The sequence below is a fragment of the Enterobacter sp. JUb54 genome, from assembly GCF_014298075.1.
Taxonomy (GTDB): domain Bacteria; phylum Pseudomonadota; class Gammaproteobacteria; order Enterobacterales; family Enterobacteriaceae; genus Klebsiella; species Klebsiella lignicola.
On the sequence record NZ_CP060418.1, the window covers coordinates 1,636,259 to 1,662,461 of the forward strand.

At 56.9% G+C, this 26,203-nt stretch carries 24 protein-coding genes; 12 read left to right on the forward strand and 12 right to left on the reverse strand.

All coding sequences use genetic code 11. From position 1 onward, the window contains the following. The first annotated feature begins 7 nt into the window (after positions 1-7). From HF679_RS07485 to ttcA, 3 genes are all read left to right on the forward strand, one after another. Positions 8-220 carry a KTSC domain-containing protein gene (locus tag HF679_RS07485; protein WP_123754089.1) on the forward strand — a complete coding sequence of 71 codons (213 nt, stop codon included), beginning with the start codon at positions 8-10 and terminating at the stop codon, positions 218-220. A gap of 80 nt (positions 221-300) precedes the next feature. Continuing rightward, complete coding sequence (uspF, locus tag HF679_RS07490) at positions 301-735, forward strand: universal stress protein UspF (protein ID WP_123754088.1); 435 nt, start codon at positions 301-303, stop codon at positions 733-735. 329 nt (positions 736-1,064) lie between these two features. Then, positions 1,065-2,000 (forward strand): tRNA 2-thiocytidine(32) synthetase TtcA, encoded by a 936-nt coding sequence (gene ttcA / locus HF679_RS07495; RefSeq protein WP_123754087.1) that lies wholly within the window; start codon positions 1,065-1,067, stop codon positions 1,998-2,000. Between the two features lie 71 nt (positions 2,001-2,071). Here the strand turns inward: ttcA and dbpA are convergent, their stop codons facing one another. The 7 genes from dbpA to HF679_RS07525 form a co-directional block, all read right to left on the reverse strand. Then, on the reverse strand, positions 2,072-3,445 hold the full coding sequence (gene dbpA / locus HF679_RS07500; RefSeq protein ID WP_123755462.1) for an ATP-dependent RNA helicase DbpA: 1,374 nt from the start codon (positions 3,443-3,445) through the stop codon (positions 2,072-2,074). Between the two features lie 14 nt (positions 3,446-3,459). Beyond that, a complete protein-coding gene (locus tag HF679_RS25010) occupies positions 3,460-3,645 on the reverse strand; it encodes a hypothetical protein (protein ID WP_370453873.1) in 186 nt (61 codons plus the stop codon). Between the two features lie 279 nt (positions 3,646-3,924). Next, positions 3,925-4,908, reverse strand: coding sequence for a zinc transporter ZntB (zntB, locus tag HF679_RS07505; RefSeq protein WP_123754086.1), 984 nt, complete (start codon positions 4,906-4,908; stop codon positions 3,925-3,927). Between the two features lie 366 nt (positions 4,909-5,274). Continuing rightward, entirely contained in the window at positions 5,275-6,204 is a 930-nt protein-coding gene (locus HF679_RS07510; protein WP_187042799.1) for an ROK family protein, read from the reverse strand. Further along, positions 6,201-7,061 carry an ABC transporter permease gene (locus HF679_RS07515; protein ID WP_123754084.1) on the reverse strand — a complete coding sequence of 287 codons (861 nt, stop codon included), beginning with the start codon at positions 7,059-7,061 and terminating at the stop codon, positions 6,201-6,203. The genes HF679_RS07510 and HF679_RS07515 overlap by 4 nt, the downstream gene beginning before the upstream one ends. 1 nt (position 7,062) lies before the next feature. Beyond that, complete coding sequence (locus HF679_RS07520) at positions 7,063-7,983, reverse strand: ABC transporter permease (RefSeq protein ID WP_154143714.1); 921 nt, start codon at positions 7,981-7,983, stop codon at positions 7,063-7,065. A 24-nt stretch (positions 7,984-8,007) separates the two neighbouring features. Continuing rightward, positions 8,008-9,543 carry an ABC transporter substrate-binding protein gene (locus HF679_RS07525; RefSeq protein ID WP_187042800.1) on the reverse strand — a complete coding sequence of 512 codons (1,536 nt, stop codon included), beginning with the start codon at positions 9,541-9,543 and terminating at the stop codon, positions 8,008-8,010. Positions 9,544-9,775: 232 nt separating this feature from the next. On the opposite strand from HF679_RS07525, the gene HF679_RS07530 reads away from it, so the two are divergent. The 7 genes from HF679_RS07530 (at position 9,776) to HF679_RS07560 (ending at position 17,291) form a co-directional block, all read left to right on the forward strand. Then, positions 9,776-10,912, forward strand: a complete 1,137-nt coding sequence (locus HF679_RS07530) for an ROK family protein (RefSeq protein ID WP_154143713.1) — start codon at positions 9,776-9,778, stop codon at positions 10,910-10,912. Between the two features lie 10 nt (positions 10,913-10,922). Then, on the forward strand, positions 10,923-12,374 hold the full coding sequence (locus tag HF679_RS07535; protein ID WP_123754081.1) for a M81 family metallopeptidase: 1,452 nt from the start codon (positions 10,923-10,925) through the stop codon (positions 12,372-12,374). A gap of 3 nt (positions 12,375-12,377) precedes the next feature. Then, complete coding sequence (locus HF679_RS07540) at positions 12,378-14,195, forward strand: ABC transporter ATP-binding protein (RefSeq protein WP_187042801.1); 1,818 nt, start codon at positions 12,378-12,380, stop codon at positions 14,193-14,195. A gap of 183 nt (positions 14,196-14,378) precedes the next feature. After that, positions 14,379-15,146, forward strand: a complete 768-nt coding sequence (locus HF679_RS07545) for a DeoR/GlpR family DNA-binding transcription regulator (protein WP_187042802.1) — start codon at positions 14,379-14,381, stop codon at positions 15,144-15,146. Then, positions 15,139-16,218 carry an oxidoreductase gene (locus HF679_RS07550; RefSeq protein ID WP_187042803.1) on the forward strand — a complete coding sequence of 360 codons (1,080 nt, stop codon included), beginning with the start codon at positions 15,139-15,141 and terminating at the stop codon, positions 16,216-16,218. Before HF679_RS07545 ends, HF679_RS07550 begins: the two co-directional genes overlap by 8 nt. 271 nt (positions 16,219-16,489) lie before the next feature. Next, positions 16,490-16,684 (forward strand): hypothetical protein, encoded by a 195-nt coding sequence (locus HF679_RS07555; protein ID WP_123754077.1) that lies wholly within the window; start codon positions 16,490-16,492, stop codon positions 16,682-16,684. Positions 16,685-17,171: 487 nt separating this feature from the next. Beyond that, the gene (locus tag HF679_RS07560) at positions 17,172-17,291 is read left to right on the forward strand and encodes a small membrane protein (RefSeq protein WP_148060370.1); all 120 of its coding nucleotides are present in this window, start codon (positions 17,172-17,174) and stop codon (positions 17,289-17,291) included. Positions 17,292-17,580: 289 nt separating this feature from the next. On the opposite strand, the gene HF679_RS07565 is transcribed toward HF679_RS07560, so the two are convergent. Together HF679_RS07565 and HF679_RS07570 are read right to left on the reverse strand one after the other, a co-directional pair. Further along, the gene (locus HF679_RS07565; RefSeq protein WP_187042804.1) at positions 17,581-18,993 is read right to left on the reverse strand and encodes a hypothetical protein; all 1,413 of its coding nucleotides are present in this window, start codon (positions 18,991-18,993) and stop codon (positions 17,581-17,583) included. A 209-nt stretch (positions 18,994-19,202) separates the two neighbouring features. Further along, complete coding sequence (locus HF679_RS07570) at positions 19,203-20,819, reverse strand: ABC transporter substrate-binding protein (protein WP_123754075.1); 1,617 nt, start codon at positions 20,817-20,819, stop codon at positions 19,203-19,205. Positions 20,820-21,007: 188 nt separating this feature from the next. On the opposite strand from HF679_RS07570, the gene mpaA reads away from it, so the two are divergent. Beyond that, entirely contained in the window at positions 21,008-21,721 is a 714-nt protein-coding gene (gene mpaA / locus HF679_RS07575; RefSeq protein ID WP_123754074.1) for a murein tripeptide amidase MpaA, read from the forward strand. Here the strand turns inward: mpaA and ycjG are convergent. Further along, positions 21,712-22,677 (reverse strand): L-Ala-D/L-Glu epimerase, encoded by a 966-nt coding sequence (ycjG, locus tag HF679_RS07580; protein ID WP_187042805.1) that lies wholly within the window; start codon positions 22,675-22,677, stop codon positions 21,712-21,714. The two genes, mpaA and ycjG, sit on opposite strands and share 10 nt — an antisense overlap. Positions 22,678-22,780: 103 nt before the next feature. On the opposite strand from ycjG, the gene tpx reads away from it, so the two are divergent. Then, positions 22,781-23,287: a thiol peroxidase gene (gene tpx, locus HF679_RS07585; RefSeq protein ID WP_123754072.1), complete on the forward strand. Its 507-nt coding sequence runs from the start codon at positions 22,781-22,783 to the stop codon at positions 23,285-23,287. Positions 23,288-23,342: 55 nt separating this feature from the next. Here the strand turns inward: tpx and HF679_RS07590 are convergent, their stop codons facing one another. Next, positions 23,343-24,398: an AbrB family transcriptional regulator gene (locus HF679_RS07590; protein WP_187042806.1), complete on the reverse strand. Its 1,056-nt coding sequence runs from the start codon at positions 24,396-24,398 to the stop codon at positions 23,343-23,345. Between the two features lie 103 nt (positions 24,399-24,501). Then, the gene (gene tyrR / locus HF679_RS07595; protein ID WP_154143708.1) at positions 24,502-26,043 is read right to left on the reverse strand and encodes a transcriptional regulator TyrR; all 1,542 of its coding nucleotides are present in this window, start codon (positions 26,041-26,043) and stop codon (positions 24,502-24,504) included. Positions 26,044-26,203 lie beyond the last annotated feature (160 nt).

Sequence of the window (26,203 nt, forward strand, 5' to 3'; positions counted from 1 at the left end):
GCCTGTCATGCACCATCATCCTGTGAGATCATCCCGAATCGCCTCCGTCGCCTATGACGATGCTTCTGGCACCCTCGAAATCCGTTTTCACGACCGCTCCACGTTGCAGTACGAGAACGTACCGGCACGTCTGTTCCAAAATTTTCTGCAGGTCGTCTCTAAAGGGCGTTTTTATGATGGCGTAATCAAAGGAAAATTTACCGAACGTCGCGGGAACTAACCCCAAAGTGTGACCCGGTCATAAGACAAACCGCCCCGTAATGGCATATACTTTAAGCGGTTACTTAAACAGGAGGTTTTATGGCCAGAATAATTCTTGTACCCATTGATATTTCAGATAAAGAATTAACTCAACGCGTTATTTGCCACGTTGAGGCAGAAGCGCGCATTGATGATGCCGAAGTGCATTTTCTGACCGTGATCCCATCCCTTCCCTATTACGCTTCGTTGGGGATGGCCTATACCACCGAACTGCCGCCGATGGATGAGTTCAAGGCGGAGTCGGAAACGCGTCTGAAAGAGATCGTGGCGCAGTTTTCCATTCCGGAAGACCGGGTGCAGCTCCATGTTAAAGAGGGCTCGCCGAAGGATAATATTCTGGAGCTGGCGAAAACGCTGCCGGCGGATCTGGTTATCATCGCCTCTCACCGCCCGGACATCACCACCTATCTGCTTGGCTCTAACGCTGCTGCCGTGGTACGGCACGCCGACTGCTCGGTGCTGGTCGTGCGTTAATGCTTTGGCCCGCCGTCCCGGCGGGCCTTTTTATCTGCATCACCGGCAGGCTAAACGCCGGAAATGTGCTGACATCCCCCCCGTGAATCCGTACCATACACGCCACAGACTTATCCCCTTCATCCTTCAAGTTGCCTGGGTGTTGGCTGCCCCCGTTCACCCCGGTCACTTACCTGAGTAAGCTGCTGGGGGTTTACGGCCTTGCCGCCGACACGCAACGCGAATTATTTAGGGTATATACTCATCAACGTCAGACATCGTTAATTGCGCCCACACGCCGCGCCGCAAGCACCGTGCGTGGGTCACACTATGAATTGAGCCACTATTAAATGCTGCAAAATCAAGATATTAGCAAAAAAGAAAAGTACAACATCGATAAACTGCAAAAGCGCCTGCGCCGTAACGTGGGCGAAGCGATTGCCGACTTCAACATGATTGAGGACGGCGACCGGATTATGGTGTGCCTTTCCGGCGGCAAAGACAGCTACACCATGCTGGAAATTTTGCGCAATCTGCAGAAAAGTGCGCCCATTTCATTCTCGCTGGTGGCGGTCAACCTCGACCAGAAACAGCCGGGCTTCCCCGAGCATATTTTGCCGGAATATCTGGAGCAGCTGGGCGTCGAGTACAAGATTGTTGAAGAGAATACCTACGGGATTGTGAAAGAGAAAATCCCGGAAGGCAAAACCACCTGCTCGCTGTGCTCTCGCCTGCGTCGCGGGATCCTCTACCGTACCGCCAGCGAACTGGGCGCGACGAAGATTGCCCTCGGCCATCACCGCGACGACATTTTGCAGACCCTGTTCCTCAACATGTTCTACGGCGGCAAGATGAAAGGCATGCCGCCGAAGCTGATGAGCGATGACGGGAAACACATCGTGATTCGCCCGCTGGCCTACTGCCGCGAAAAAGACATCGAGCGTTTCGCCCAGGCGAAAGGCTACCCGATTATTCCGTGCAATCTGTGCGGTTCGCAGCCGAACCTCCAGCGTCAGGTTATTGCCGATATGCTGCGCGACTGGGATAAACGCTACCCAGGGCGGATCGAGACCATGTTCAGCGCGATGCAAAACGTGGTGCCGTCTCATCTGAGCGACATTAATCTGTTCGACTTTAAAGGGATTAACCACCAGTCTGCGGTGGTGGACGGCGGCGATCTGGCCTTTGACCGGGAAGACATTCCGTTGCAGCCTGCGGGCTGGCAGCCGGAAGAAGACGCTGCGCCACTGGAAGAGTTGCGTCTGGACGTGGTGGAAGTGAAGTAACAAACCTGCGTCTCAGCGTTGTGGCTGAGACGCGTTTTGATACCCTTCTTACTTCAGGCTGGGTAAACCCTTTACTTCAGCAGACGGACCCGGCAGTTTTTGCCTTTGATCTTGCCGTTTAGCAGTTGCTTATAAGCTTTCTGCGCCACGCCCTGACGAATTGCCACGTACACATGCGCCGGATGGACGTTAATCTTGCCGATGTCGGCGCCATCAAAGCCCATATCTCCGGTCAACGCTCCCAGCACATCGCCAGCACGCATTTTGGCCTTCTTGCCGCCATCAATACACAGCGTCGCCATTTCTGCATGCAGCGGAGCGATATTATCGCCTGCCGGTGCGGTCATCCAGTTGAGCTTCAGCTGCAGCATTTCGGACAGAATATTCGCGCGCTGCGCCTCTTCCGGAGCACACAGGCTGATCGCCAGACCGCTCTCGCCCGCACGGGCGGTACGGCCAATACGGTGTACGTGAACTTCCGGATCCCACGCCAGCTCATAGTTAATCACCAGCTCCAGCGATTTAATATCGAGACCACGGGCGGCGACGTCAGTGGCCACCAGCACCCGCGAGCTACCGTTGGCAAAACGCACCAGCGTCTGATCGCGATCGCGCTGCTCAAGGTCGCCATGCAACGACAGCGCACTCTGCCCGGCGGCGTTCAGCGAATCACACACCGACTGGCAATCCTTTTTGGTGTTGCAGAACACCACGCAGGACGCCGGTTGATGCTGGCTGAGCAGCTTTTGCAGCAGCGGGATTTTACCGCGCTGAGAGGTTTCAAAGAACTGCTGCTCAATGGCTGGCAGCGCATCGACGGAGTCGATCTCAATGGCCAGCGGATCGCGTTGCACACGGCCGCTAATCGCCGCGATGGCCGGTGGCCAGGTGGCAGAAAACAGCAGCGTCTGGCGATCGGCCGGCGCAAAACGGATCACCTCATCGATGGCGTCGCTAAAGCCCATATCGAGCATACGGTCGGCTTCGTCCATCACCAGCGTCTGCAGGGCATCCAACGACACGGTGCCTTTTTGCAGGTGGTCCAGCAGGCGGCCTGGGGTGGCGACAATAATATGCGGCGCGTGCTGGAGTGAATCACGCTGGGCACCGAAGGGTTGCCCGCCGCACAGCGTTAAAATCTTGGTATTCGGCAGAAAGCGTGCCAGACGGCGCAGCTCGCCCGCGACCTGTTCAGCCAGTTCGCGGGTCGGGCACAGCACCAGAGATTGTGTCTGGAACAGAGTCGCTTCAATATGCTGAAGCAACCCCAGACCAAATGCCGCTGTTTTACCACTGCCGGTTTTTGCCTGCACGCGTACATCTTTGCCCGCCAGAATAGTGGGCAAGGCCGCGGCCTGAACAGGCGTCATCGCGAGATAACCCAGTTCAGTAAGATTAGCGAGCTGGGCGGCGGGTAAAGCATTCAATGTAGAAAAAGCGGTCACAATGGTTTCTCGATTTAACGGGCACATAAAGGGCAGGCGCGTATCCTCGCAGATCTGCGGCTCTGATGCGACAATTTAATCGGTTCATCATCCGGCGGCGGGTCTGGCAGTGGATGCGGGCGTGGGCGCGGATCGGGCTGCGGTGTCGGGTCGTTCGGTTCAGGTGAAATAGGTATTGATGTCAGGGGCTGGTATGGCATGTCGACTCTCCCGGTTGTGAGCGGGTGTACCCATTAAGCGTAGAAGCTGGTAACCAGAGAGCAAAAAAAAGCCGACTTAATCAAGTCGGCGTCGTACGAATCAATTGTGCTATGCAGTAATTCAAAAAAGGAAGTAAGACAATATGGAGCGCAACGCCCATCGCTTGACGTTGCATTCACCTGCGAGAGAGATATTGCCCCGAATGGGTAGATGGTTTATTGATTTGGCTCAAACATTACCGGATTTTCACGTTCAGGCAGGCGATGAAAAACGATTATTTACAGCCATTTACTACGATGCAACCACCATGTAACACCGCCAATGAGAACGACTAACATTATGCAGAATAGAGAAAAGCCCAAATGCCACTCGTTGCCGGGGATCCCGCCAAGGTTGACGCCAAACAGGCCGGTCAAAAAGGTGCTGGGCAGAAACACCATCGCCATCAATGACATGGTATAGGTTCGACGCGACAGCGCCTCCTGCATAATCTGCGCGATTTCATCGCTCATGATTGCCGTACGCGAAATGCAGCTGTCGATTTCGTCCAGCCCTCTCCCCAACCGGTCGGCAATATCCTGCATCCGCCGACGATGATCGTCATTCATCCACGGCAGGCGTTCGCTGGCAAGACGGGCGTACACATCGCGCTGCGGGGCCATATAGCGGCGCATCACGATCAGCTGTTTGCGCAGCAGCGCCAGGAAACCGCGCGGCGGCACCTGCTGGTCCAGCAGATTGTCTTCGAGATCGATAATCCGGTCGTGCAGCTGCTCGATAAATTCACTGGCATGGTCAGTTAGCGCATCGCAGATCTCCACCAGCCAGCTGCCGCAATCCACCGGCCCGGTGCCCTCCCGCAGATCGCCGAGCACATCATCCAGCGCCAGCACCCGCCGCTGGCGGGTCGAGACGATTAAGCGTTCGTCCATATACAGGCGCATAGCCACCAGTTGATCGGGCCGCTCATCGGTGCTGCCGTTGATGCAACGCAGCGTGATAAGGGTCCCGTCGCCGACCCGGGTCACCCGCGGGCGGGTGCTCTCGCCGGCTAAGGCGTCCCGGACGCTGTTAGGCAACAGCGGCGTGGATGTCAGCCACTGTGCGCTATCGGCGTGGGTATAGTTCAGATGCAACCAGCAAGGGTGATCCTTATTAATCTCGTCACTGTCAGTCAGCGGTTTAACGCCGCCCTGCCCGTCGAATTGCCATGCAAAAACGGCATCCGGTACGTTCAATTCCGATCCCTTAATGGCGTCCACCCGACCTCCGTCAGTTATTGCGTATTTTTGCTAGTCTAGCCTGGCACCTCGGTTAATCAAGCGCTAATGGCAGCAGGGTGCTGAATTTGCTGATGAAAAAGCAATCTGGGGAGGGCGCAACAGAGGGAGAAATAAAGAACCCGCCGGCGGCGGGTCGTGGGTGTGCTTAACGATGAAGTGTCCAACCCGCCGGATTAACCACCGCCAGAAACTATGCTGGCGGACAGGCAGGCTGGCAGGAGTCGTTCATTTTTTCTCTTGTGCGTACTGACGCGCGTAGTCGTGCAGATGGGTACACATGTTTATTTCCTCCATTGTGATAAGCAGGATAAGCGTAGACCGTCCCGGCTGTTTTGCAAACCCGGATTACAATAGCGTTCGCCCCAGTACCGAAGCGCCCATCAAACCGCCCTCGCTGGCATACTGCCCTGCCACCACCAGCGGTTCCCCGGTCTTCATCAGTACCTTGCGCCGCACCGCCTCGTCCAGCAAGGTCAGCAGCTCCGGCTGCGCGGCCAGCCCGCCGCCCGCCACGATGCGATGTGGCCCGAGAATATTGACCGTATGGGCCAGCGGCTCACTGACCAGTTCGGCCCACGTCGCTAAGGTGAACGCCTGCTGCGCGCTGCCGTGCACGCCTGCGGCGACTATCTCCCGGCTGTCGAGGGCCTGGCCGCTCAACAGCAGATGCAGTCGCTCCAGGCCTCGCGCCCCGCCTAAGGTATCCAGACAGCCGCATTGACCGCAGCCGCACGGCAGACGCGGGATGCTCACCCGTTGCTCCCCCAGCTGCAGCGTGGTCTGGAGGATCGGGCCATGGCCCCATTCAGCGCTGATGCCCTGGCGACCATGATGAATTTTCCCGGCGATGGCAATCCCGCCGCCAATGCCGCTTCCGAGAATAATCCCTAGCACCACGGGGAGATCTTTCGCGGCCCCAAAGCTGGCCTCCGCCAGGGTAAAACAGTCGGCGTCGTTCGCCATCACCACCGGACGCCGCAGCGCCGCGACGAGGGTGCGGGTGATATTGACGCCCTGAAACGGCGGTACGTTGCTGGCCAGAATGCGGTCAGTGGCGACATCCACCACCCCGGCGCAGGAGAGCGCTACCGGGCTGTCCGCCGCCAGCATTTCGCCATACTCAGCGACGATCTGCGCAATCGCCGTGCTGAAATCATCCCAGCAGCGCGTCGGAATCGGACGCTGACGGATGTCGCTTATCCGTCCCGCCGCCACAGAAACCGCGCTTTTGATGAACGAGCCGCCAATATCCAGACACAACACAGGGCGGCTCATAAGCGGGTGTCCAGTAAGTCACGCAGCCCGTCACCGAGAACGTTAAATCCCAGTACCGAGAAGACGATAGCCAGCCCCGGCCACAGGGAGATCCCGAGGCTGATGCCAAGGAAATTACGCCCGTCGCTCATCATCGTGCCCCACTCCGGCATCGGCGGCTGAACCCCCATGCCGAGGAACGAGAGAGAGGCCGCCGCCAGAATCACCGACCCGCCGGTCAGCGTCGCCTGCACCGTAATCGGGCCAAGGGTATTACGCAGAATATAGTGGATGATTTGCCGACGATAGCCGATGCCTAACGCCCGCGCCGCCTCCATATACTCCATATTCTTAATGCCCAGCGTCAGGTTACGGCTTAAGCGGGCGTACACCGGCACCGAGAAAATGGCGATCGCCAGCAGCATATTCATCAGCCCGGCTCCCAGCACGCTCACCAGCAGAATCGCCAGCACGATCCCGGGAAAGGCGAAGATCACGTCCATCACCCACATAATAAGGTGGTCGACGCTTTTTCCGCACAGCGCCGCCATGATCCCCAGCGGCAGCCCCATCAGCAGCGACAGCGCCACGCTGACCACCACTTCAATCAATGAAATACGGGCGCCGTACAGGATGCGGGAGAAAATATCGCGCCCGTAGTCATCGGTGCCCAGCCAGTGCTCCGCCGAGGGCGCCGAGAGAATATTCAGCAGGTCCTGGGCATAAGGGTCGTAGTGGCTAATCCACGGCGCAAACAGGGCGCTCAGAATGATCACCCCGACGATGAACCCGCCGATGGTTACCGAGGGATGCGCCATCCCCCAGCGCAGACTGTGCATGACGCTGTTGCGCGATTTGACGACAGAGAGTTCAGACATATTAATCAAACCTTATTTTCGGGTTGATTCTGGCGATGATCATTTCGCCCACCAGATTCATCACCACCACGCTGGCGACCGTTATCATCGTCACTCCCTGTATCACCGGATAATCACGATAACGCACGGAATCCACCAGATAGCGCCCGATGCCCGGCCAGTTAAACACCGACTCCGTCACCACCGCGCCGCCTATCAGGCTGCCGAAATTCAGCGCGATGATGGTCACAATCGGAATCAGGGCATTACGTAGGGCGTGTTTGAAATAGATATAAAACGGCGCCAGTCCTTTGGCTCTGGCGGTGCGGATATAATCCTCCCCGAGGACATCGACCATGCTGGATCGCGTCATGCGCGACATCACCGCCATGGGGAAAATCCCCAGGCAGATTGACGGCAGGATGTAGCTTTTCCAGCCATCGGCCCCGAGTAACGGCAGCCAGCCCAGCTTGACCGAAAAGGTATCCATGGCGATCAGCGCAAGCCAGAAGTTGGCGATCGACGCACCGGCGATGGCTACCAGCATCAGAACATGGTCGGCGACATGGTTGCGATAAATGGCCGCGCACATGCCCATGGGGATCCCCAACACCACCGCCATCACCCAGGCCAGCAGCGCCAGCCCTAAGGTGTACGGCGCCCGCTCGCCCAGTTCGGCGGAGACCGGCTGGCCGGATTTCAGCGAGGTGCCAAAATCCCCCTGCAGCATCCCGCTGACGAAGCGCCCGTACTGCACCGCCAGCGGGTCGTCCAGCCCGAGGCGGGCGTGCATCCGGCTCACATCATCCTGCGTTGCCTGAGGCCCTGCCATCAGTCGCGCGGGATCGCCCGGAAGCATCCTGATCGCCAGGAAGACGATCAGGGAGGCCCCCAGCAGGATAAGCGGCAAAGAAAGCAGTTTTTTGATGACGTAAGCTTTCATAACAACTCCAGAAAAGATCCTGCTTTACGGTTTTTGTGCATCCACCACGATGATTTCACCGCCCGGCTCCATGCGCACGCCTTTAATATCGGCGCGGGTGGCATAGAGATCGTCCTGGAAATAGAGCATGACGTGCGGCGCATCCTGCATAATGATTTTTTGCGCCTGCACGTAGTCGGCAATACGCGTTTTGTCATCCATCGTGGTGGCCGCTTTGTCCAGCAGTTGATCCAGCTGCGGGTTGTTATAGAAGCCGAGGTTAGCCCCGACCGGCGCCGCGCTGAGAGAGTAGTACAGCGGACGCAGCTGCAGGTCTGAGCCGTTCAGGCCGGAGGACCATGAGGCGAGAATGGCATCGGTTTTGCCGGCCTCTTTTTCTGCGACCGGCGCAAAGGCCGCTTTACTCCACACCCCGCTCTCCATCTGCTGGATATTAAGCTTGATGCCGGCTTTGCCCCACATGGCCTGCAAAATCTGGGCGGTACGGGCATCCGGCCCCTGCACGGCAATGTTCATGGCGAAGCCTTCAGGATAGCCGGCCTCCTTCAGCAACGTCCGGGCTTTATCGAGGTTATAGGGGTATTCATTCAACGACTTATCATAACCTTCGTTGACCGGCGCCAGAGGCGAGTTGGCCGCCGATGCATAACCAAACATCACCGCTTTCAGCAGCGCTTCTTTATCGGTCGCCAGGTTAAGCGCCTGACGCACCCGCACATCGCTCAACGGTTTACGTTCGACGTTTAACGCCACCCAGAACACCGAGGCCCCTGCACCCTGCTCCAGCGTCACCTGCGGATTGCTCTTCAGCTGACGGCCAAACTGCGGAGGAACCGGGTTAATCACATCAACCTGACCGGAGAGCAGCGCCATGTTCATCACCGAAGGCTCCGAACTCCACGTCCATTTAATCTGGTCTGGGCCCTTATTTTCTCCCCAGTAGTGCGGGTTCTTCTGCTCTAACACGTACTCCCCGGTCTTATACTCCTGCAGCATATACGGGCCGGTGCCGTCCGCTTTGCGGCCAATGGTGCCGGCTTTATCTGCCGCCGGGCTGACCATTTTCGCCGCCCCGCCGGTGAGCAGATTCAGGAACGAGGGGTAGACTTTGTTCAGGGTGATCGCCACGCTGCCGTCGTCGATTTTCTTCACCGAGGCAATCACGTTGCGCATCCGCGAGCTGGCCGCCAGGCTGCCTTTGGGATCGATATGGCGCTGAATGTTTGCCACCACCGCATCGGCGTTAAACGGCGTGCCGTCGTGGAAGGTGACATGTTGACGTAGGGTGAAGGTCCAGACTTTGCCGTCATCGCTCACCTGCCAGGCCGTTGCCAGCGCAGGGGCGATTTTGTTATCTGGCGTCAGGCCGACCAGCCCTTCATACATCGGCCGCAGGACCGTGTCGGTAAAGGTCGCGGTCTGATCGCCGGGGTCCATACTGCGCGGCGGTTCATTCTGCATTACGTTGAGCGTTGCGGCCTGCAATGACATCGTTCCGCTTGCTGCCACCATGCCTGCCAGCACGGCAAGTCGATATTTATTCAAAAGAAAGCGCTTCATCTGCTAACCCCTGCCTGTATGTTATGTCGCCAGTTGTGGCTGTTATGTTGCTATTAAGTTTTGTTTTTACCCAAAATAAATTTCCGTAAATGTGATATTAGCCATGATTAGCGCTTAATTAGGTAATAAATTTAACTTATATGTGAGCATTTAGTTATTTTTTGAAAGAAACTGATTGCCAAACCACCAGCCCGCAATTATGTTCAGAAAAAAAGCATCTGGCTGAGTAACTATGCTGAACAAACTCCAACAACAGCTCGTCCAGTTGGTCTGTAGCGAAGAGGGGGCCAGCCGCGCTGACCTCGCACGCTTAACCGGGATGAGCAAAGCGGCCATTGGCGCGCTGGTCAAAGAACTGCTGAGCGATGGCGTCCTGCAGGAGAGCGATATTGCCGCCTCCGTTGGCCAGGGGCGCCCGTCCGTCACGCTCTCCCTGGCGCCGGATGCCGCTTATGCCATCGGTATTTCCCTGATCGACCATCAACTGGTTCTGGTGCTGATGAACGCCGTCGGCGGCAAAGTTTGCCAGCGCCAGTTCACCCCGGCGAGCGAGATCCCGGAGCTGATTCAACAGCTGGCGCAGGATATTGCCCTGCTGCTGGAGGAGTCGGCCATCGATCGCCAGCGTCTGGTGGGCATCGGTTTTGCCCTCTCGGCCTTTATTGACGCCAGTCAGTCCGTCTGCGTGCAGTCCGCGCTGCTGGGCTGGCATCAGGTGCCGCTGGCACGTCTGCTGAGCGAGGCCACCGGCGGGATCCCGGTGATCGTGGAAAACGACACCCGGGCGCTGGCAACCTACGAAAAAACCTTCGGTCACCTGCGAAAACAAGAGAGTGCGGTGGTTATCTCCCACGGCAGCGGTATCGGCAGCGCGGCGGTGATCTACGGGCGCATCTGGCGCGGCGCCCACGGCGGAGCCGGGGAAATAGCCCACTGCACCATCGTCCCGGCGGGCAAACCCTGCCGCTGCGGCAAGCGCGGCTGCCTTGACACCATCGCCTCGCTGACCGCCATTTTTGAACAGGCGCGCATGGAAGGCATTGAGGCCGGGAGCCTCAATGAACTGGAAGCGCTGGCCCGCAAAGGCCATTCCGGCGCGATCCAGATCCTGCACCAGGCCGGCGATGCGCTGGGGATGGCCATCTCCCACCAAATACAGAACAACGATCCGGCGGCGATTATGCTGGCGCATCAACCTGAGAGTTTTCAGGGGCTGTTGAACACCGTGATGCAGCAGGCGATCGAAACCTATCTGCTCCCCGGTATGGCAGGCAAAACCCCGCTTATTTATCGCCCCCTTGCCGAGGACAGCTGGGCGCTCGCTGCCGCAAGCGTGGCGCTTACTCACGTTTTATTTCCCGGATATTAACGAGGTCTCTATGCGAATTGCCGTTGGCGGAATACACATTGAATGCAGCACTTTCAATCCCGTATTGACTCACGAAGCCGAGTTTCGAACGGTAAAAGGTGACGCCCTACTGGAGGCGCCCTACTTTCAGTTTCTCGGCGACTATCCGGCAACGTTTCTGCCAACGCTGCATACCCGTGCGATTCCGGGCGGCCCGGTGGCCCGGGAGACCTACGAAAATTTTAAAGCCGAGTTTCTGACCCGCCTGCAGGCCTCGCTGCCCATCGACGGCCTGTATCTGGCGATGCACGGCGCGATGTATGTTGAAGGGCTGGAAGATGCCGAAGGCGACTGGATCACCGCCGCCAGAGCCTGCGTTGGCGAGGACTGTCCGATCGCCGTGAGCTACGACCTGCACGGTAACGTTACGCAACGTATTATTGACGCGATCGACATGTATTCGACCTACCGCACCGCGCCGCATATTGATGTCGAAGAGACCATGCGCCGCGCGGTCACCATGCTGGTAAACAGCCTGCAGAGCGGCGTTCGCCCCGGCGTAGTCTGGGCGCCAGTGCCGGTGATCCTGCCCGGTGAGCGCACCAGCACCGAAGATGAAGCGGCGAAAAGCCTCTACGCTACCCTGACGGCAAGCGACCAGCTCCCAGGGGTACTCGACAGCTCGTTAATGGTCGGCTACGTCTGGGCCGATGAGCCGCGCGCCACCGCGGCGGCGATCTTCACCGGCACCGACGTTACGGTCCTGAAACAGCAGGCAGCGATTCTGGCGCAGGCGTACTGGGACGCCCGGGAAGCGTTCGTCTTCGGCTGTCGCACCGGCAGCGTCGCGCAGTGTGTCGAAGAGGCGATCGCCAGCCCCACCTCCCCGGTTATTCTCGCGGACTCTGGCGATAATCCGACCGGCGGCGGCGTGGGCGATCGCGGCGATGTGCTGGCTGAACTGCAGCGACAACAGGCAACCGAAACCCTCGTTGCCGGGATCACCGATGCGCCGGCAACCGAAGCCGCCTTTGCCGCTGGCGTAGGTGCAGAGCTGGCGCTGACCGTCGGCGCCCGGCTTGATCCGGCGGGTGAAAGCGTCAGCGGTCGCTTCACGGTGAAAAACCTGCTGCCTGCCGGCGCGCACAGCAGCGCCAGTCAGGCGGTATTGCAGATAGAGGGCATCACCGTGGTGGTGGCCGATCGCCGCCGTCCTTATCACGACATCGCCGATTTTCACCAGCTTGGCTTAGACCCCGAGGCGTTCAGGATTGTGGTGGTCAAATCCGGCTATCTCTCCCCGGAGCTGGCGCCGATCGCCAACCCGAACCTGATGGCGCTCTCGGAAGGCGTGGTCGATCAGGATATCGAACGCGTCCCACGTCAACGTATGCTGACCCGCACCTGGCCATTCGACCGCGACCTCGACTTCACGGCGCAGGTTTTTGTTTCCGCCAGAGCCCCTTTTTCCCAGGAGTCCTGATTCATGAACACCCCGACCCCTTCTCCGGTGCTAAGCGTTGATAATTTATCGGTCTCCTTTCGCCGCGGCGAGAGCTGGCAAAAAGTGGTACGCAATGTCAGTTTTAGCCTCTATCCGGGCGAGACCTTAGCCATTGTCGGCGAATCGGGTTCGGGGAAAAGCGTGACCGCCATGGCGGTGATGCGCCTGCTGTCGTCGCGCCAGAGCCGGACCGAAGGCAGCGTCGAACTCTGCGGACGCTCATTATTGTCGCTACCGGAAGAGGCCATGCGCCGTATTCGTGGTTCGGAAGTGGCGATGATCTTCCAGGAGCCGATGACCAGCCTGAACCCGGCCTTCACCATCGGCCAGCAGATTGCAGAAGTCTTTATTCATCATCAGGGGTTATCAAAACGCCAGGCCCGGCAGGAGACCATCGCCCTGCTGGAGAAAGTGCGGATCCCCCATGCCGCGCAGCGTTTCGATGAATATCCCCATCAGTTTTCCGGCGGCATGCGCCAGCGCGCGATGATCGCCATGGCGCTGGCGCTCAAACCCAAACTGCTGATCGCCGATGAACCAACCACCGCGCTGGACGTCACGATCCAGGGGCAAATCCTCGATCTGATTAAAACCCTGCAGGCGGAAAACAACACCGCGGTGCTGTTTATCACCCACGATATGGGGGTGGTGGCGGAAACCGCAGACCATACGCTGGTGATGTATCGCGGCGATGCCATCGAGTGCGCCCAGACCACCAGCCTGTTTGCCGCGCCTCAGCAGCCCTACACCCGGGCGCTGCTGGCGTCGGTGCCCGCAGCGGGAGAGATGGATGCCATGAGCACGCCGTGCAAGTTCCCGTCGGTCAACCTGCACAGCGGCGAGACCCTGCGCTATTCGCCAGAGCCGCCGCTGGCCGCTGCCACCACGACGCCGGTGCTGTCGGTCAAAAATCTGGTGACCCGTTTCCCGGTCAAAATAGGCTTCTTTAACCAGCTCACCGGTCATATCCATGCCGTTGAAAACGTCAGCTTTGATTTGTGGCCCGGGGAGACGCTCTCGCTGGTGGGCGAGTCCGGCTGCGGCAAATCCACCACCGGGCGCAGCCTGATCCGCATGATTCAGGCGCAATCCGGCGAAGTGATACTCGATGGTTATGATGTCCTGCAGGCCAGCCGTTCACAGCAAAAACGGCTGCGGCAGGATATGCAGATGATCTTCCAGGATCCCTTCGCCAGCCTGAACCCGCGCCTGAAGGTGCAGGAGGCGCTGATTGAACCGCTGCTGGAAAACGGCCTCGCTACCCGCCGCCAGGCGCTGGCCCGCTCGCAGGAGTTGATCGAGAAAGTCGGGCTCAGCGTGCAGGTGCTCAACCGCTATCCGCATGAGTTTTCCGGCGGTCAGCGCCAACGTATCTGCATTGCCCGCGCGCTGGCGATGAACCCCAAAGTGATTATCGCCGATGAGTCGGTATCGGCGCTCGACGTGTCGGTGAAGGCGCAGGTGGTGAATCTCATCATCGAGCTCCAGCGGACCCTGCAGATCGCCTTTCTGTTTATCTCCCACGACATGGCGGTCATTGAGCGCATCAGCCACCGGGTGGCGGTGATGTACCTCGGGGAGATCGTGGAGATCGGCCCGCGTCAGGCGATTTTTGCCAATCCGCAGCACCCGTATACGCAAAAATTGATTGCGGCGATCCCAAAAACCGATCCTTCCCGCCGTCATCTGTTGCGTGAAGCCAGCAACGACGAGCTGCCTTCGCCGTTTCGCGATAAAGCGTACCAGCCGCCGCAGCGCCGCTACGAACAGGTGGGGGAACGCCACTGGGTGATGCGCTAGCCGCGCCTGGCAGGCCCCGTTGTTCGGGGCCTGCAACCTCCCGATCCCCGTCTTCCCCGCGCCTCACTTCTGCCCGACCTGTCCTGCGGTTTCACGCCGTTAACCCTGCGTAATGCAAGGTTCCCTTTGCCGCTAATTGCTGTATTATGCTGTTTATTGCAATATTTTGCTGGATTCAACATCATGCATAAAACCGCCAGACAAAAATATCTACTTGATATTATTAGTGAAAATGGACAGGTTAGCATCAGCGAGCTGGTGGAGAAGCTGCAGGTTTCCGCGGACACCATCCGGCGCGACCTCGGCGATCTCGAAAAACAAGGCCTGGCGCAGAAGAATCACGGCGGCGCGATTGCCCTCGATCTGTCCGCGATGAACCGTCAGGGCAGAAACGCCCTGTTGTCGGAAACCAAGCAGCGTCTGGGCCGCCTGGTCGCCGACAAAATCCCGTCGGGTTCGACGCTTTTTTTAGACGCCGGCAGTACGATTCTGGCCGTCGCCAGCCAGATTATGGTGCCGGTTACGGTGATCACCACCTCTTTGGATATTGCGTCACATTTCAGCGCGCGCCCGGATATCCAGCTGATCCTGCTGGGGGGAAGCTGGGACAGCCAACAACGACTGTTTGCCGGCAGCGCCACCCTGGCGCTGTTAGCTCGCTATCGCGCCGATATCGCTATTCTTGGCGCCTGTGCTATTCATGCGCAGCTGGGCTTAAGCGCCAGCCAGGAAGCCGATGCGGAAATTAAACGTGCGATGCTCGCCGCCAGTACTGAACACTGGCTGGTGGCCGATCATATGAAGCTAAACCACTGTGAACCGCATCTGGTGGCCGGGTTAGCCGACATCGATCAACTCTTTTTGGACAGACCCTGGGAAGAACTGGGGGACAACAACGCACTGCAGGTCAATATTGCTGGCGCTCAACAAGGTGGAGAAGGTAATGAATAAAGTCATCGCTCGTGGGAGTAAAGAGATCAATATCGCGTTGATCGGATATGGCTTCGTCGGCAAAACGTTTCATGCCCCGCTCATCCAGTCGGTCGACGGGCTGAAGCTGGCGATAGTCGCCTCCGGCAATGAAGAGAAGGTTAAGCAGGATCTGCCGGATGTGACGGTCATCGCTTCACCGGAAGAGGCTATTCAGCACCCGGATGTTGATGTGGTGGTGATCGCCTCGCCGAACGCAACCCATGCGCCGTTAGCCAAACTGGCGCTGAATGCCGGTAAACATGTGGTCGTGGATAAACCTTTTACCCTGGATATGCAGGAAGCCCGCGAGCTGATCGCCCTGGCGAAGGAAAAACAGCTGCTGCTGTCGGTGTTCCATAACCGCCGCTGGGACAGTGATTTCCTCGGCATTAAGCAGGCTATCGAGCAGGGGCTGATCGGCAAGGTTAAGCACTTTGAATCGCATTTTGACCGCTTCCGCCCGGAAGTTCGCGTCCGTTGGAGAGAGCAAAACGTCCCGGGTAGCGGCTTATGGTTTGACCTCGGACCGCATATGATCGACCAGGCGCTACAGCTTTTCGGCCTGCCGCAGTCGATCCAGGGCAATATCGCCACCCTGCGTGAAGGCGCAGAGATCAACGACTGGGCGCACGTGGTCCTCAATTACCCGCAGCACAAAGTCATTCTGCATTGCAGCATGCTGGTGGCCGGCGGCGTTTCACGCTTTACCGTGCACGGCGATAAAGGCAGCGTGGTTAAACAAAGAGCCGATCAGCAGGAAGCGCAACTGCTGGCAGGCGTGATCCCAGGTAGCGACAGCTGGGGCCACGACGACGACAAGATGGTGATGTTTGATGCCGCGGGACAGACTCAGCAGCACGAGACGCCGCGCGGCGATCAGCGTCAGTACTATATTAACGTGCGCGATGCCTTAACCGGGGCGATTGACAACCCGGTATCGCCGCTGCAGGCACTGGCAGTGATGGCGGTATTAGAAGCGGCGGTTCAGTCAGCGGAATCTGGCACGGTGCAAACCGTCGCCCTGACCGCCGACGAGCAGGCTGCGCTGTAATCACCCTGCTCTTAATCGCATGGTCTGCCTACCTCGCAGGCCATGCGTTATTGTCTTTTCTCCCCGCTTTAGCTCGCTTTTCGCCACTGCCATATTGAGCATAAACGTAATGTCCACGCCGATCAGGACGTCAGTAATAAAGCATCATCACACCAGCGACATCTCTGGATATTTCCGCTGTTTGGGAGGAGGATGGACTGGTAAACCTGCGCGTTATAGGTTATTGCTATTACGACGGCTGTTTTTCCGAGAGACTGAACTGGAGATGTTTATGTACTACACGTTAGGAGATACCACCCTCCACTTTTATCGTTATCAATGTCGCTTCTACGTCGCCCACTGGGATGGTGGTAACGTGATGACCGATAAATTCAAACAGTTCATTGAAATGATTGCCGACAAGACCGGTCTCGAGCCAAAGGGCGTCGAGGCGGTTGCCCGGGATTACTTCAACAACGTGGATTAACGCCCGGCAAATCTATCCTGCTTTTGCCGCACCATCTGGTGCTTACCCAGACAATAATCGAAGCCCCTCGGCATCATCAGCGCAAACGGCGCACGTATTGTGCTACTGAATAGGTCTTACTGAGGGGCTTATCGCATCTGCCATTCCCCCGTTTCAGCCCCACATTCAGGTGTTTAACGATTTTGCAATTTATAGTTATTTTTTAGACACATACATAACCTGACTGCATACTTATCGTACAGCACTGTACCTTACTTAAAGCCGAGTTAGCCCGGAATTTTTAAGTGAAAAATCCATCTGTCGTATCCATAACATGCTATACCACTTATTGATTATTGGTATTTCTCGCTAAAAAATCCACCAATGCAGCATAAAAGCATATTTTTATAAACAAGCCAAAATATTTAATTAGGATTTTTCTTAACCCAGGAGTAGATTGCATTTGATAAAAGCAATAATATCCATAAACATCCCGGGGAATAAAAAAATGGCAAACTTACTATTTTTAATTCTGGCAATAATACTGCTTCTGGTCGCTGTTTTTTCTCTCGTTTCTTATATCAGAGACAGGAAAAAACAACAGTTTACGTTCAAGAAGCGTCGTTAACCACAGCGCTTAGCTAACAGGAAAAGCTTTACTCACCACTAACACGCCAAAGCATAAGAAAGACTAATACATAATATAACAACCATATTAACTATTTAATAACATATTAGCGCTGTCATCTCATGCACCTTCGAGACGTTATGACTCGTTGTGCAGGGTATATTCTGTCAGCTCAAATTATATTATTTTCAATAATCAGGTGGCTAATAAAACGAATCAGGTCATACGCTATCGCTCTGTTGACCCAGAAGACAGTGATGACCTGATGTCTGCAAGCGCAACGCCGTCATCAGTTCAGCATTGTCTGTAACTGTGGTGACCAGTAATAAGGAATGACCTTTTTGGCTGTTATTCCATCGAAATCCGGAATTGCCCGCCATGATGGCTCATTATTCGCTCGATACACTACGGTTCCTTGCGGATTGATACCAATAAGCCCGCCGCTGTTATCCACAGCGTAAGATGATACCCCTTGCGGATATACCACCTTTTTAAATTCAAATGCCGAATTGAAGTTTTTCTCTTTGCTGGTAAATAATACTGAGCCCGGGATATTATAAATTTTCCCGCTATCACTCATTATGCGCATCAGAAAGTACTGACTCATATCCGGCTCGTCAAAAAACACCACCGGGGTAATGCCGTCGAAAACAAAGTGGGTAAATCCTTCTTTCTGCACGCAGGCTATCTTAGCCCGCAGCAGATAGCACTGTTCTTTATTGCCAAAGTAAGCATCGAGAATGGCCGCGCGATCCTCCGGCGAAAGCTGTTGGTAATGGCTGACTATTGGTCCTTTTATCGGGTCCCAGGCAGGTAAAAAGGTATAGGCTTCGACTTTGCCATTTTCATGAAAAACTACCGGGTAGCCATTATAGTTGGCAAGTGCCACGATGTTATCCTCGAACGCTTTAATCAGCGTCAATTGCTGCCCGTCAAAAAATAGCACTCTGTTTTGGCTGTCTAAAATCAGGCCGCCTTTCTTCAGGCCAAAGGGAGCATCGTTGAAGGCATATTCTACGGTGTGGACGATCAGCATCCGCACTTTAAATTTGTCACCGTCGTTTTTTAATGTTTTATGCAGCTTCAATAAATAGGAAAGCTGAAAGGCATGACTCCCCTGCTCTTCAAATGACCTATCGCACTCCGGATAGGATAACGACATAAAGATCCCATGGGTACATTTCACATGCTTAAACCCATCCATATGGCGGGCTTCGTGGACGAGGGTCATAGCAAGGCCTGAGACCGACGCCCCGCCATCTAACATACACAGCCGCATGGTTTTGTCTGCTTTTTCGCTATCCAGCACCACGCCGCCTTCCTGAAACCCGCAAATGTTCGCGTTGTGGGGCAACAGAATGATATTTTTGATCCTGCCGGTAATATATTCAAACGACTGTGCTTTGCCGAAATCGGACCGTTCCTTTGACGGGACTTTTATTTTTGAAACGGTTTTAATTTGCTCAAGTGCGAGGATGAGTTTAGTAAAGTCAGCATTATCACAATGATCCTTAACGCTGTATTGCCGCACCTCTTTGCCATCGTCATCCTGCGCACTGACCTGAAAGTGAGCGAGCATCGCGTTAACCCGTTGGGGATCGAGACATTTAGCCGGTTCTGTCCCGGCAGCCTGGGAAAATGAACTGAATAGCAACAAGGTCGCGATAACCAACACCGGGGAAAGCGATCTCACTGCGTTCATGCGGATCCCTCTTAACACTTTAAAAAGCCGAGAGAACGGGTATCAGTAACAGGAAAGAATGGCAGGCACTTTTAAGCGTAGCCCACCGGCAGATGGCGCGATAGCCGCCGCCATCACTTTGTGACGTGTCAGGAGAGACACAGCCAGTACAGGCAAAAAAATGGCGCGATTCATCGCGCCATTGTGAAATACCGGTGCAGACCCGGAGCTTAATGCTTTTCGATATACATCGTGCGACTATAGGCCACGTCTTCCGGGTTGTTAATCGGGTAGCCTTTCAACCACGGCTTAATTAACCGGCCGTTGGTGTACTGGTAGATTGGCGCAATCGGCGCTTTGCTCATGATGATTTTTTCTGCCGCGTTATAATCATCATTTCGCGCTTTTTCCGAGGTTTCCAGCGCCGCCTGATTGAGAATTTTGTCATAGGCCGGGTCGTTAAAGCGGGAAATATTGCCGCTATGAGTCGACGTCAGCAGCGACAGGAAGGTCGAAGGTTCATTGTAATCCCCCACCCACGACGCGCGGATCACATCAAAATTACCGGTGTTGCGGCTATCGATGTAGGTTTTCCACTCCTGGTTCTGCAGCTTCACATCCACGCCGAGATTCTTCTTCCACATCGACGCCACCGCTATCGCAATTTTCTGGTGGTTTTCTGAGGTGTTATACAGCAGCGTCAGCTGTAAAGGACGGCCCGGACCATAGCCTGCCGCCTGCAGCAGCGCTTTCGCCTGGGCGTTCAGCTCGGCCTGGCTCATGCTTTCCATCTGCGAAGGCTGCGGGGTAAACCCGGCTGTCACGTCCGGGGTAAAGTGCCAGGCCGGTTTTTCACCGGTCCCCAGTACCTTCTCGGCCATGATACGCCGGTCGATAGTCATACTCAGCGCCAGACGCACGCGCTCATCGGCGGTCGGCCCTTTTTGGGTATTGAAGGCGTAATAGTAAGTCCCCAGCTGCGGCGGGGTGTACACCTGACCGGGAATATCTTTTAGCAATTTCTGATACATGTTTTTCGGGAAGGACTCGGTGATATCAATATCCCCGGCCAGATAACGCTTGGTCGCCGACGATTCCTGGTTGATCGGCACGAAGGTCACCTGCTGGATCACCGTTTTGGCGTTATCCCAATAGTGGCTGTTCGGCACGACCACCAGTTTTTCGTTCACCACCCGGTCTTTTAAGACATACGCGCCGTTACCAATCAGGCTGCCCGGACGGGTCCAGTTGGCCCCGCTCTCAACATTCGCTTTCTGAACCGGATAGAAGGCAAAGCTGGCGGTCAGATTACTGAACCACGGCAGCGGTTTATCGAGCTGTACGCGCAGGGTACGCGCATCCACGGCGGTGACGCCCAGGGTATCCGGCGCGGCCTTGCCGTCGATAATATTCTGGGCATTGCTGATCCCCGCCAGCGCGGCGAACCAGGCAAATGGCGATGTGGTTTTCGGATCGACCAGTCGCTGCCAGCTGTAGACAAAATCTTGTGCGGTGACCGGCGAGCCATCGGACCAGCGCGCATTATCGCGCAGGGTAAAGGTCCAGACACGGTTGTCGTTGCTCTGCCAGCGGGTTGCAACGCCAGGGATAATATTGCCTTTTGCGTCCTGGTTGACTAAACCTTCAAACAGATCGCGAATGACCTGGATTTCCGGCAGACCAACGGCTTTGGCGGGATCTAACGACGCGGGCTCATCTTTAATGTGCCGTACCAGCACCTGCTTTTCCGCTAATACGGTGCCCTGAGGGACATCCGCCGCCCAGGCAAGAGAAGAAACGCTGGCTAACCACAGCGCGCCGCATGTCAATGTGACAGGATACTTCATGAGATCCCCTTTAAAATAAAAGAACCAAAGCTGGCAGAACGATAATTATTTGTTTCATCATCGAAAATTGCAAACGGCTTATGAGAGAAAATTGACCTCTCTTGTGTTTTAACGGCGACAGGAAACTATTTGATTCCGGGACGCTTTTACACAACACTGCTGGAAATAACCTGCTAACAGGATGCCCTATGCCTCTTTCTCGTCCTCGCCCACTGCGCGGCGCCTTTCCGCCCGGCACACAACGCTATGGTCAGTCCCATCTTGGGGCGCCCTTGCTCTGGTTCCCTGCTCCGCTGGCGGAAAGCCGCAGCGGGCTGATTCTTGCCGGGACCCATGGTGATGAAAACTCTTCGGTGGTCACGCTCTCCTGCGCGCTGCGCACGCTCAAGCCAGAATTACGGCGTCATCATGTGGTGCTGGCGGTGAACCCTGACGGCTGTCAGTTGGGGCTGCGGGCCAACGCCCGGGGTGTCGATCTGAACCGTAACTTCCCAGCGGCAAACTGGAAAGCAGGGGAAACGGTGTATCGCTGGAATAGCGCCGCGGAGCAGCGTGACGTGGTGCTGCTGACCGGAGAAAAGCCCGGTTCGGAACCCGAAACCCAGGCGCTGTGCCAGCTGATCCACCAGATCCACCCGGCGTGGGTGGTCTCGTTTCACGATCCGCTGGCCTGCATTGAAGACCCCGGCCACAGTGAACTGGGGCAATGGCTGGCCGATGCCTTTACGCTGCCGCTGGTCAGCAGCGTGGGTTACGAGACGCCGGGCTCTTTTGGCAGCTGGTGCGCCGATATCGGCCTGCCCTGCATTACCGCCGAGTTCCCGCCCGTTTCAGCTGACGAAGCGACAGAAAAGTATCTGTCGGCGATGACTGACCTGCTGCACTGGCACCCTCAGAGATGAAGCACGCCGGTGCTGAAATGCAGCGCCGGTTCAACATCTATCGCCAGCCAGGTAGGGCCATCCAGATCGGCAAAGCGCGCCAGCGGTGCCAGCGGCAGCGCCGCAGAGATGGCCCGCGACGTGCAGAGCATGCAGCCGAGCATTCGTTCAAACCCGAGCTCCTCAGCCTCCTGAGCCAGAAACAGTGCTTCGGTCAGACCGCCGGTTTTATCCAGTTTGATATTCACCATCTCATAGCGCCCGCGCAGCTTCGGCAGGCTGGCACGGGTATGGCAGCTTTCATCGGCGCAGATCGGCAACGGGTGAATAAAATTCTCCAGCGCGGCATCGTCGTCCGCCGGTAGCGGCTGCTCGAGCATCGCTACGCCGATATCCGCCAGCAGCTGGCAACGTGCCGCCAGCCCGTCGCTGTGCCAGGACTCATTGGCGTCGACAATCAGCGTGGCCTGCGGCACCGCGTTACGGATGGCAATCAGTCGTTCGCTGATCAGATGATCGTCCAGCTTCACCTTCAGGAGCCGGGCGCCGTTTTCCCACAACGCTGCGGCGCTGGCCGCCATCTGCTCCGGGGTGCCAATCACCACGGTTTGCGCCGTGACCACCCGATTCGGCAGCCCCACCCCCAGCAGTTGCGGGATCGTTTTCCCGACGCCTCTTGCCTGCAAATCCCACAAGGCGCAATCCACGGCATTACGCGCCGCGCCGGCCGGCAATAGCTGCTGCAGCTGTTCGCGGGTGACGCCGCTCTCCAGCTGCTCGCCAATGGCGAGGATCTGCGCCATCACCGAAGCGATGCTCTCGCCATAGCGTGGGTAGGGGGTGCACTCCCCGACGCCTTTCACGCCGTTCTCTTCCACTTCCACCACCACCACTTTTGCCTCGCTGCGGCTGCCGCGGGCAATCACAAAGGGAGTATGTAAGGGCCAGGCTTCTTCATACACTCGCAGATTTCGCATTCCCAGGTTCCTCCAGGGGAAACAGTAAATAGGATTTGCCGTGCCGATAACGGATGTCATACACTACCGGTGACGTTAACTATATGTAAACAGGAAGATAAACATGTCACAAACCGTGCATTTCCAGGGCAACCCCGTTTCTGTTCAGGGCACCATTCCTCAGGCAGGCGCCGCAGCGCAGCCGTTTACGCTGGTCGCCAAAGATCTCTCTGACGTCGCGCTGAGCCAGTTCGCCGGCAAACGTAAAGTACTGAATATTTTCCCGAGCATCGATACCGGCGTATGCGCGGCATCGGTACGTAAATTCAACCAACTGGCATCCGAGCTGGATAACACCGTTGTGTTATGCATCTCTGCCGACCTGCCGTTCGCCCAGTCTCGTTTCTGCGGCGCGGAAGGCCTGAACAATGTCGTCACCCTCTCCACCCTGCGCGCTCCGCAGTTCCTGGCTGATTACGGCGTTGCTATTGCAGCCGGTCCACTGGCGGGTCTGGCAGCACGTGCTGTGGTCGTTGTTGATGAAAATGACCAGGTTGTATACAGCCAGCTGGTGAATGAAATCACCGAAGAGCCGGACTACGATGCAGCCCTGGCTTCGCTGAAAGGCTAAGATAGCCCGCGAAACACAAGCCTCCGGTGACGGGGGCTTTTTTATTTCTACGGCGCTATCTCTGCGGCGCATAGCGCGAAATAACGCGCGCGATCGCCGGGCCGGTCAGCAAAATAGTAAACAACCGCAAGGTCTGCATCGCCATGATAAACGACATATCAGCCCGCGTGCCGGCGGCGATAATCGCCACCGTATCCAGTCCACCGGGACTGGTCGCCAGATAGGCGGTCATAAAATCAAGCGGCAGTACCTGAGTCACCCCCAGCGCCATCAACGCGCAGACCACAATCAGGCCGATAATCGAGGCGATAATCTGCGGCAGCGTCTTGAGGGCCAGCAAAAAGATGGCCTTATTAAACTTTAGACCAACGCTCCAGCCAACCGCGGCATAAGCCAGCGCCAGTAGCCATTCCGGCAGCTCCAGCATCAGCCAGCCCTCGCCTTGCACCAGCGCGCCGGCCAGCATCGGAAAGAGCATGGCGCCGGAAGGAAAACGCGTTTTTAGCCCCAGCCATCCTGCGGCGGCGGTCAGCAGCAATGTACCGGGCAGTTGCCAGGTTACAGGTGGAAACCAGACTATCTGCTGGCTCATCTCCTGGGCTTCACCACCAAGGGTAAAACGCACCACCAGCGCCGCAGCCCCGGCCACAAACAACACCCGCAGGTACTGCATCAACGCCACCAACCGCACGTCAGCACCGTAATCCTGCGCCATCACCACCATCGCCGAGGCGCCGCCGGGCGAGCTACCCCACGCCCCGGTCGCGCCGGGGAGCGAGCTATAACGGACCAACAACCAACCGGTCAGGGCGCTGACGGCAAGCGTGGAGAGCAGAATAAACAGCACCAGCGGCCAGTGTCCGATGAGCACGCCAAAAATCGAGGGGGTCAGCGTGCGGGCGATCATGCAGCCGATAATGGCCTGAGCGGCAATAAAAAAGGGACGGGGTACCCGGATGTTGGCCCCGCGCAGGCTCAGGGCGATCCCGGCGATCATCGGCCCCAGCAGCAGCGCCGCTGGCAGATGAAGCCAGAACAGCAGCCATGAGAGTCCGGCAGAGAGAGCCAGCAGTTTCATCCACTGAAGCAGATGACCCGGCGAAGTCGACATCCGTATTCCTGGGAAAATGAGTAAAACCTGAGTATATACAGAACGGTGCGAAAGACAGCCCCTTCGTCATAATCAACCGGCTGCCAGGCAGCCGGTAGCAGACTTACTCCTCGCCTTTTTTCTGGCTGAGGCCGTATTCGCGCAGCTTATTGGCGATCGCCGTATGCGATACCCCAAGACGTTTCGCCAGTTTGCGGGTGCTCGGGAAACTACGGTACAGCTGGGTCAGCACCGAGCGCTCAAAACGACGGGTAATATCGTCCAGCGATCCCTCCATGGCCTCTTCGCCTACCGGAAGGGAGGCCGCATCGTGGTCCGGCAGCAAAATATCCTGCGGACGCATCTCGTAACCATCCAGTTGAGTTAACGCGCGGTAGACCGCATTCTTCAGCTGACGAACGTTGCCAGGCCAGCTGTAGCGGGTCAGGACGGTACTGAGATCGGCAGAGAGTTTCGGGCGCGGGATCCCCTGCTCGTCGGCAAAACGGGCGACAAACAGTTCGGTCAGCGGAATGATGTCCTGCGGACAGTCGCGCAGCGGCGGCAGATTCAGGGTCAGTACATTCAGACGATAGTAGAGGTCTTCGCGGAATAACCCTTTTTGCACCAGCTCCACCAGATTCTTCTGGGTGGCGCAGATAACCCGGACATCGACATGAACTTCGTGATCTTCCCCGACCCGACGGAAGGTGCCGTCATTGAGAAAACGCAGCAGTTTGGTCTGCATCCGCGGCGACATTTCGCCGATTTCATCCAGCAGCACCGAACCGCCGTTGGCCTGCTCAAAGAAGCCTTTTTTGCCCTGAATGGCGTCGCCGAACAGCTCGCTCTCTACCGCATCTTCCGGAATCGAGCCGCAGTTCAGCGCCAGATAGGGTTTAGCCGCCCGCGGGCTTGCCAGATGGCAGGCATGCGCCAGCAAATCTTTGCCCGTGCCGGTATCGCCGACAATCAGCAGCGGCGCGCTCAGCATCGCCAGCTTACGCGCCTGCTCAACGACATGACGCATTTTCGGCCCGACGGCCAGAATCTGGCTGAAGGCGCTGGTGTCCTGGGTGGTCATGGTTTGCAGCTGGCGCCCCATACGCACGGTCGAACGCAACATCGCGACCGCCCCGGTCAGGACCCGTTCTCCGTGTTCACCTTCGAGGTACACCGGGGTGATTTCCAGCACGAAGTTCTGTCCGTTCACCACCACATGTTCGCTCAGCGACTCCTGCGGACTGCTTTCCAGCCAGCGCTGAACGTTAAAATCGGTAATTAACTGTGCGACCGGATGATCACGCAGCCGCTCCGGGCTTTGCGCAAACAGCTGGCAGCTGGCGGGGTTCGCCAGTTCAACCTTGCCTTTGGTATCCAGCGACAGCACCGGCTCCGGCATCGCCACCAGCAGCGCGCTCAGCGCCAGGTGTTCACGCTCCGACGGCATCCATGGCACGGTACGCACGTCGGTCACGCCAGAAATGCGGCGGATTTCCGCCATCAGGCTGCTGAAGTTGGCAAACTCCAGCTCGGCAAAATTGAGGTAAATTCGGCCAATAGGATCGATGTCGATGCCGCGCAAATCGATACCGCGTAGCACCAGCAAATCCAGTAATTCGCGGGTCAGACCAAGACGGTCTTCACAAAAGACTTCAAGACGCATGGGAGTTTTCACCCTAAAAAGGCCAATGACGGATGAATAATAGGACAGTTATTTGCTGGCGTGAAGATAGCTGTCAACAAATATTGACAGCATGGCGGAAAAAGCGCCGTTGTGGCGTAAAGATATCCGCTCACTGGCGCTGTACCCGGCGCGCGGAAAC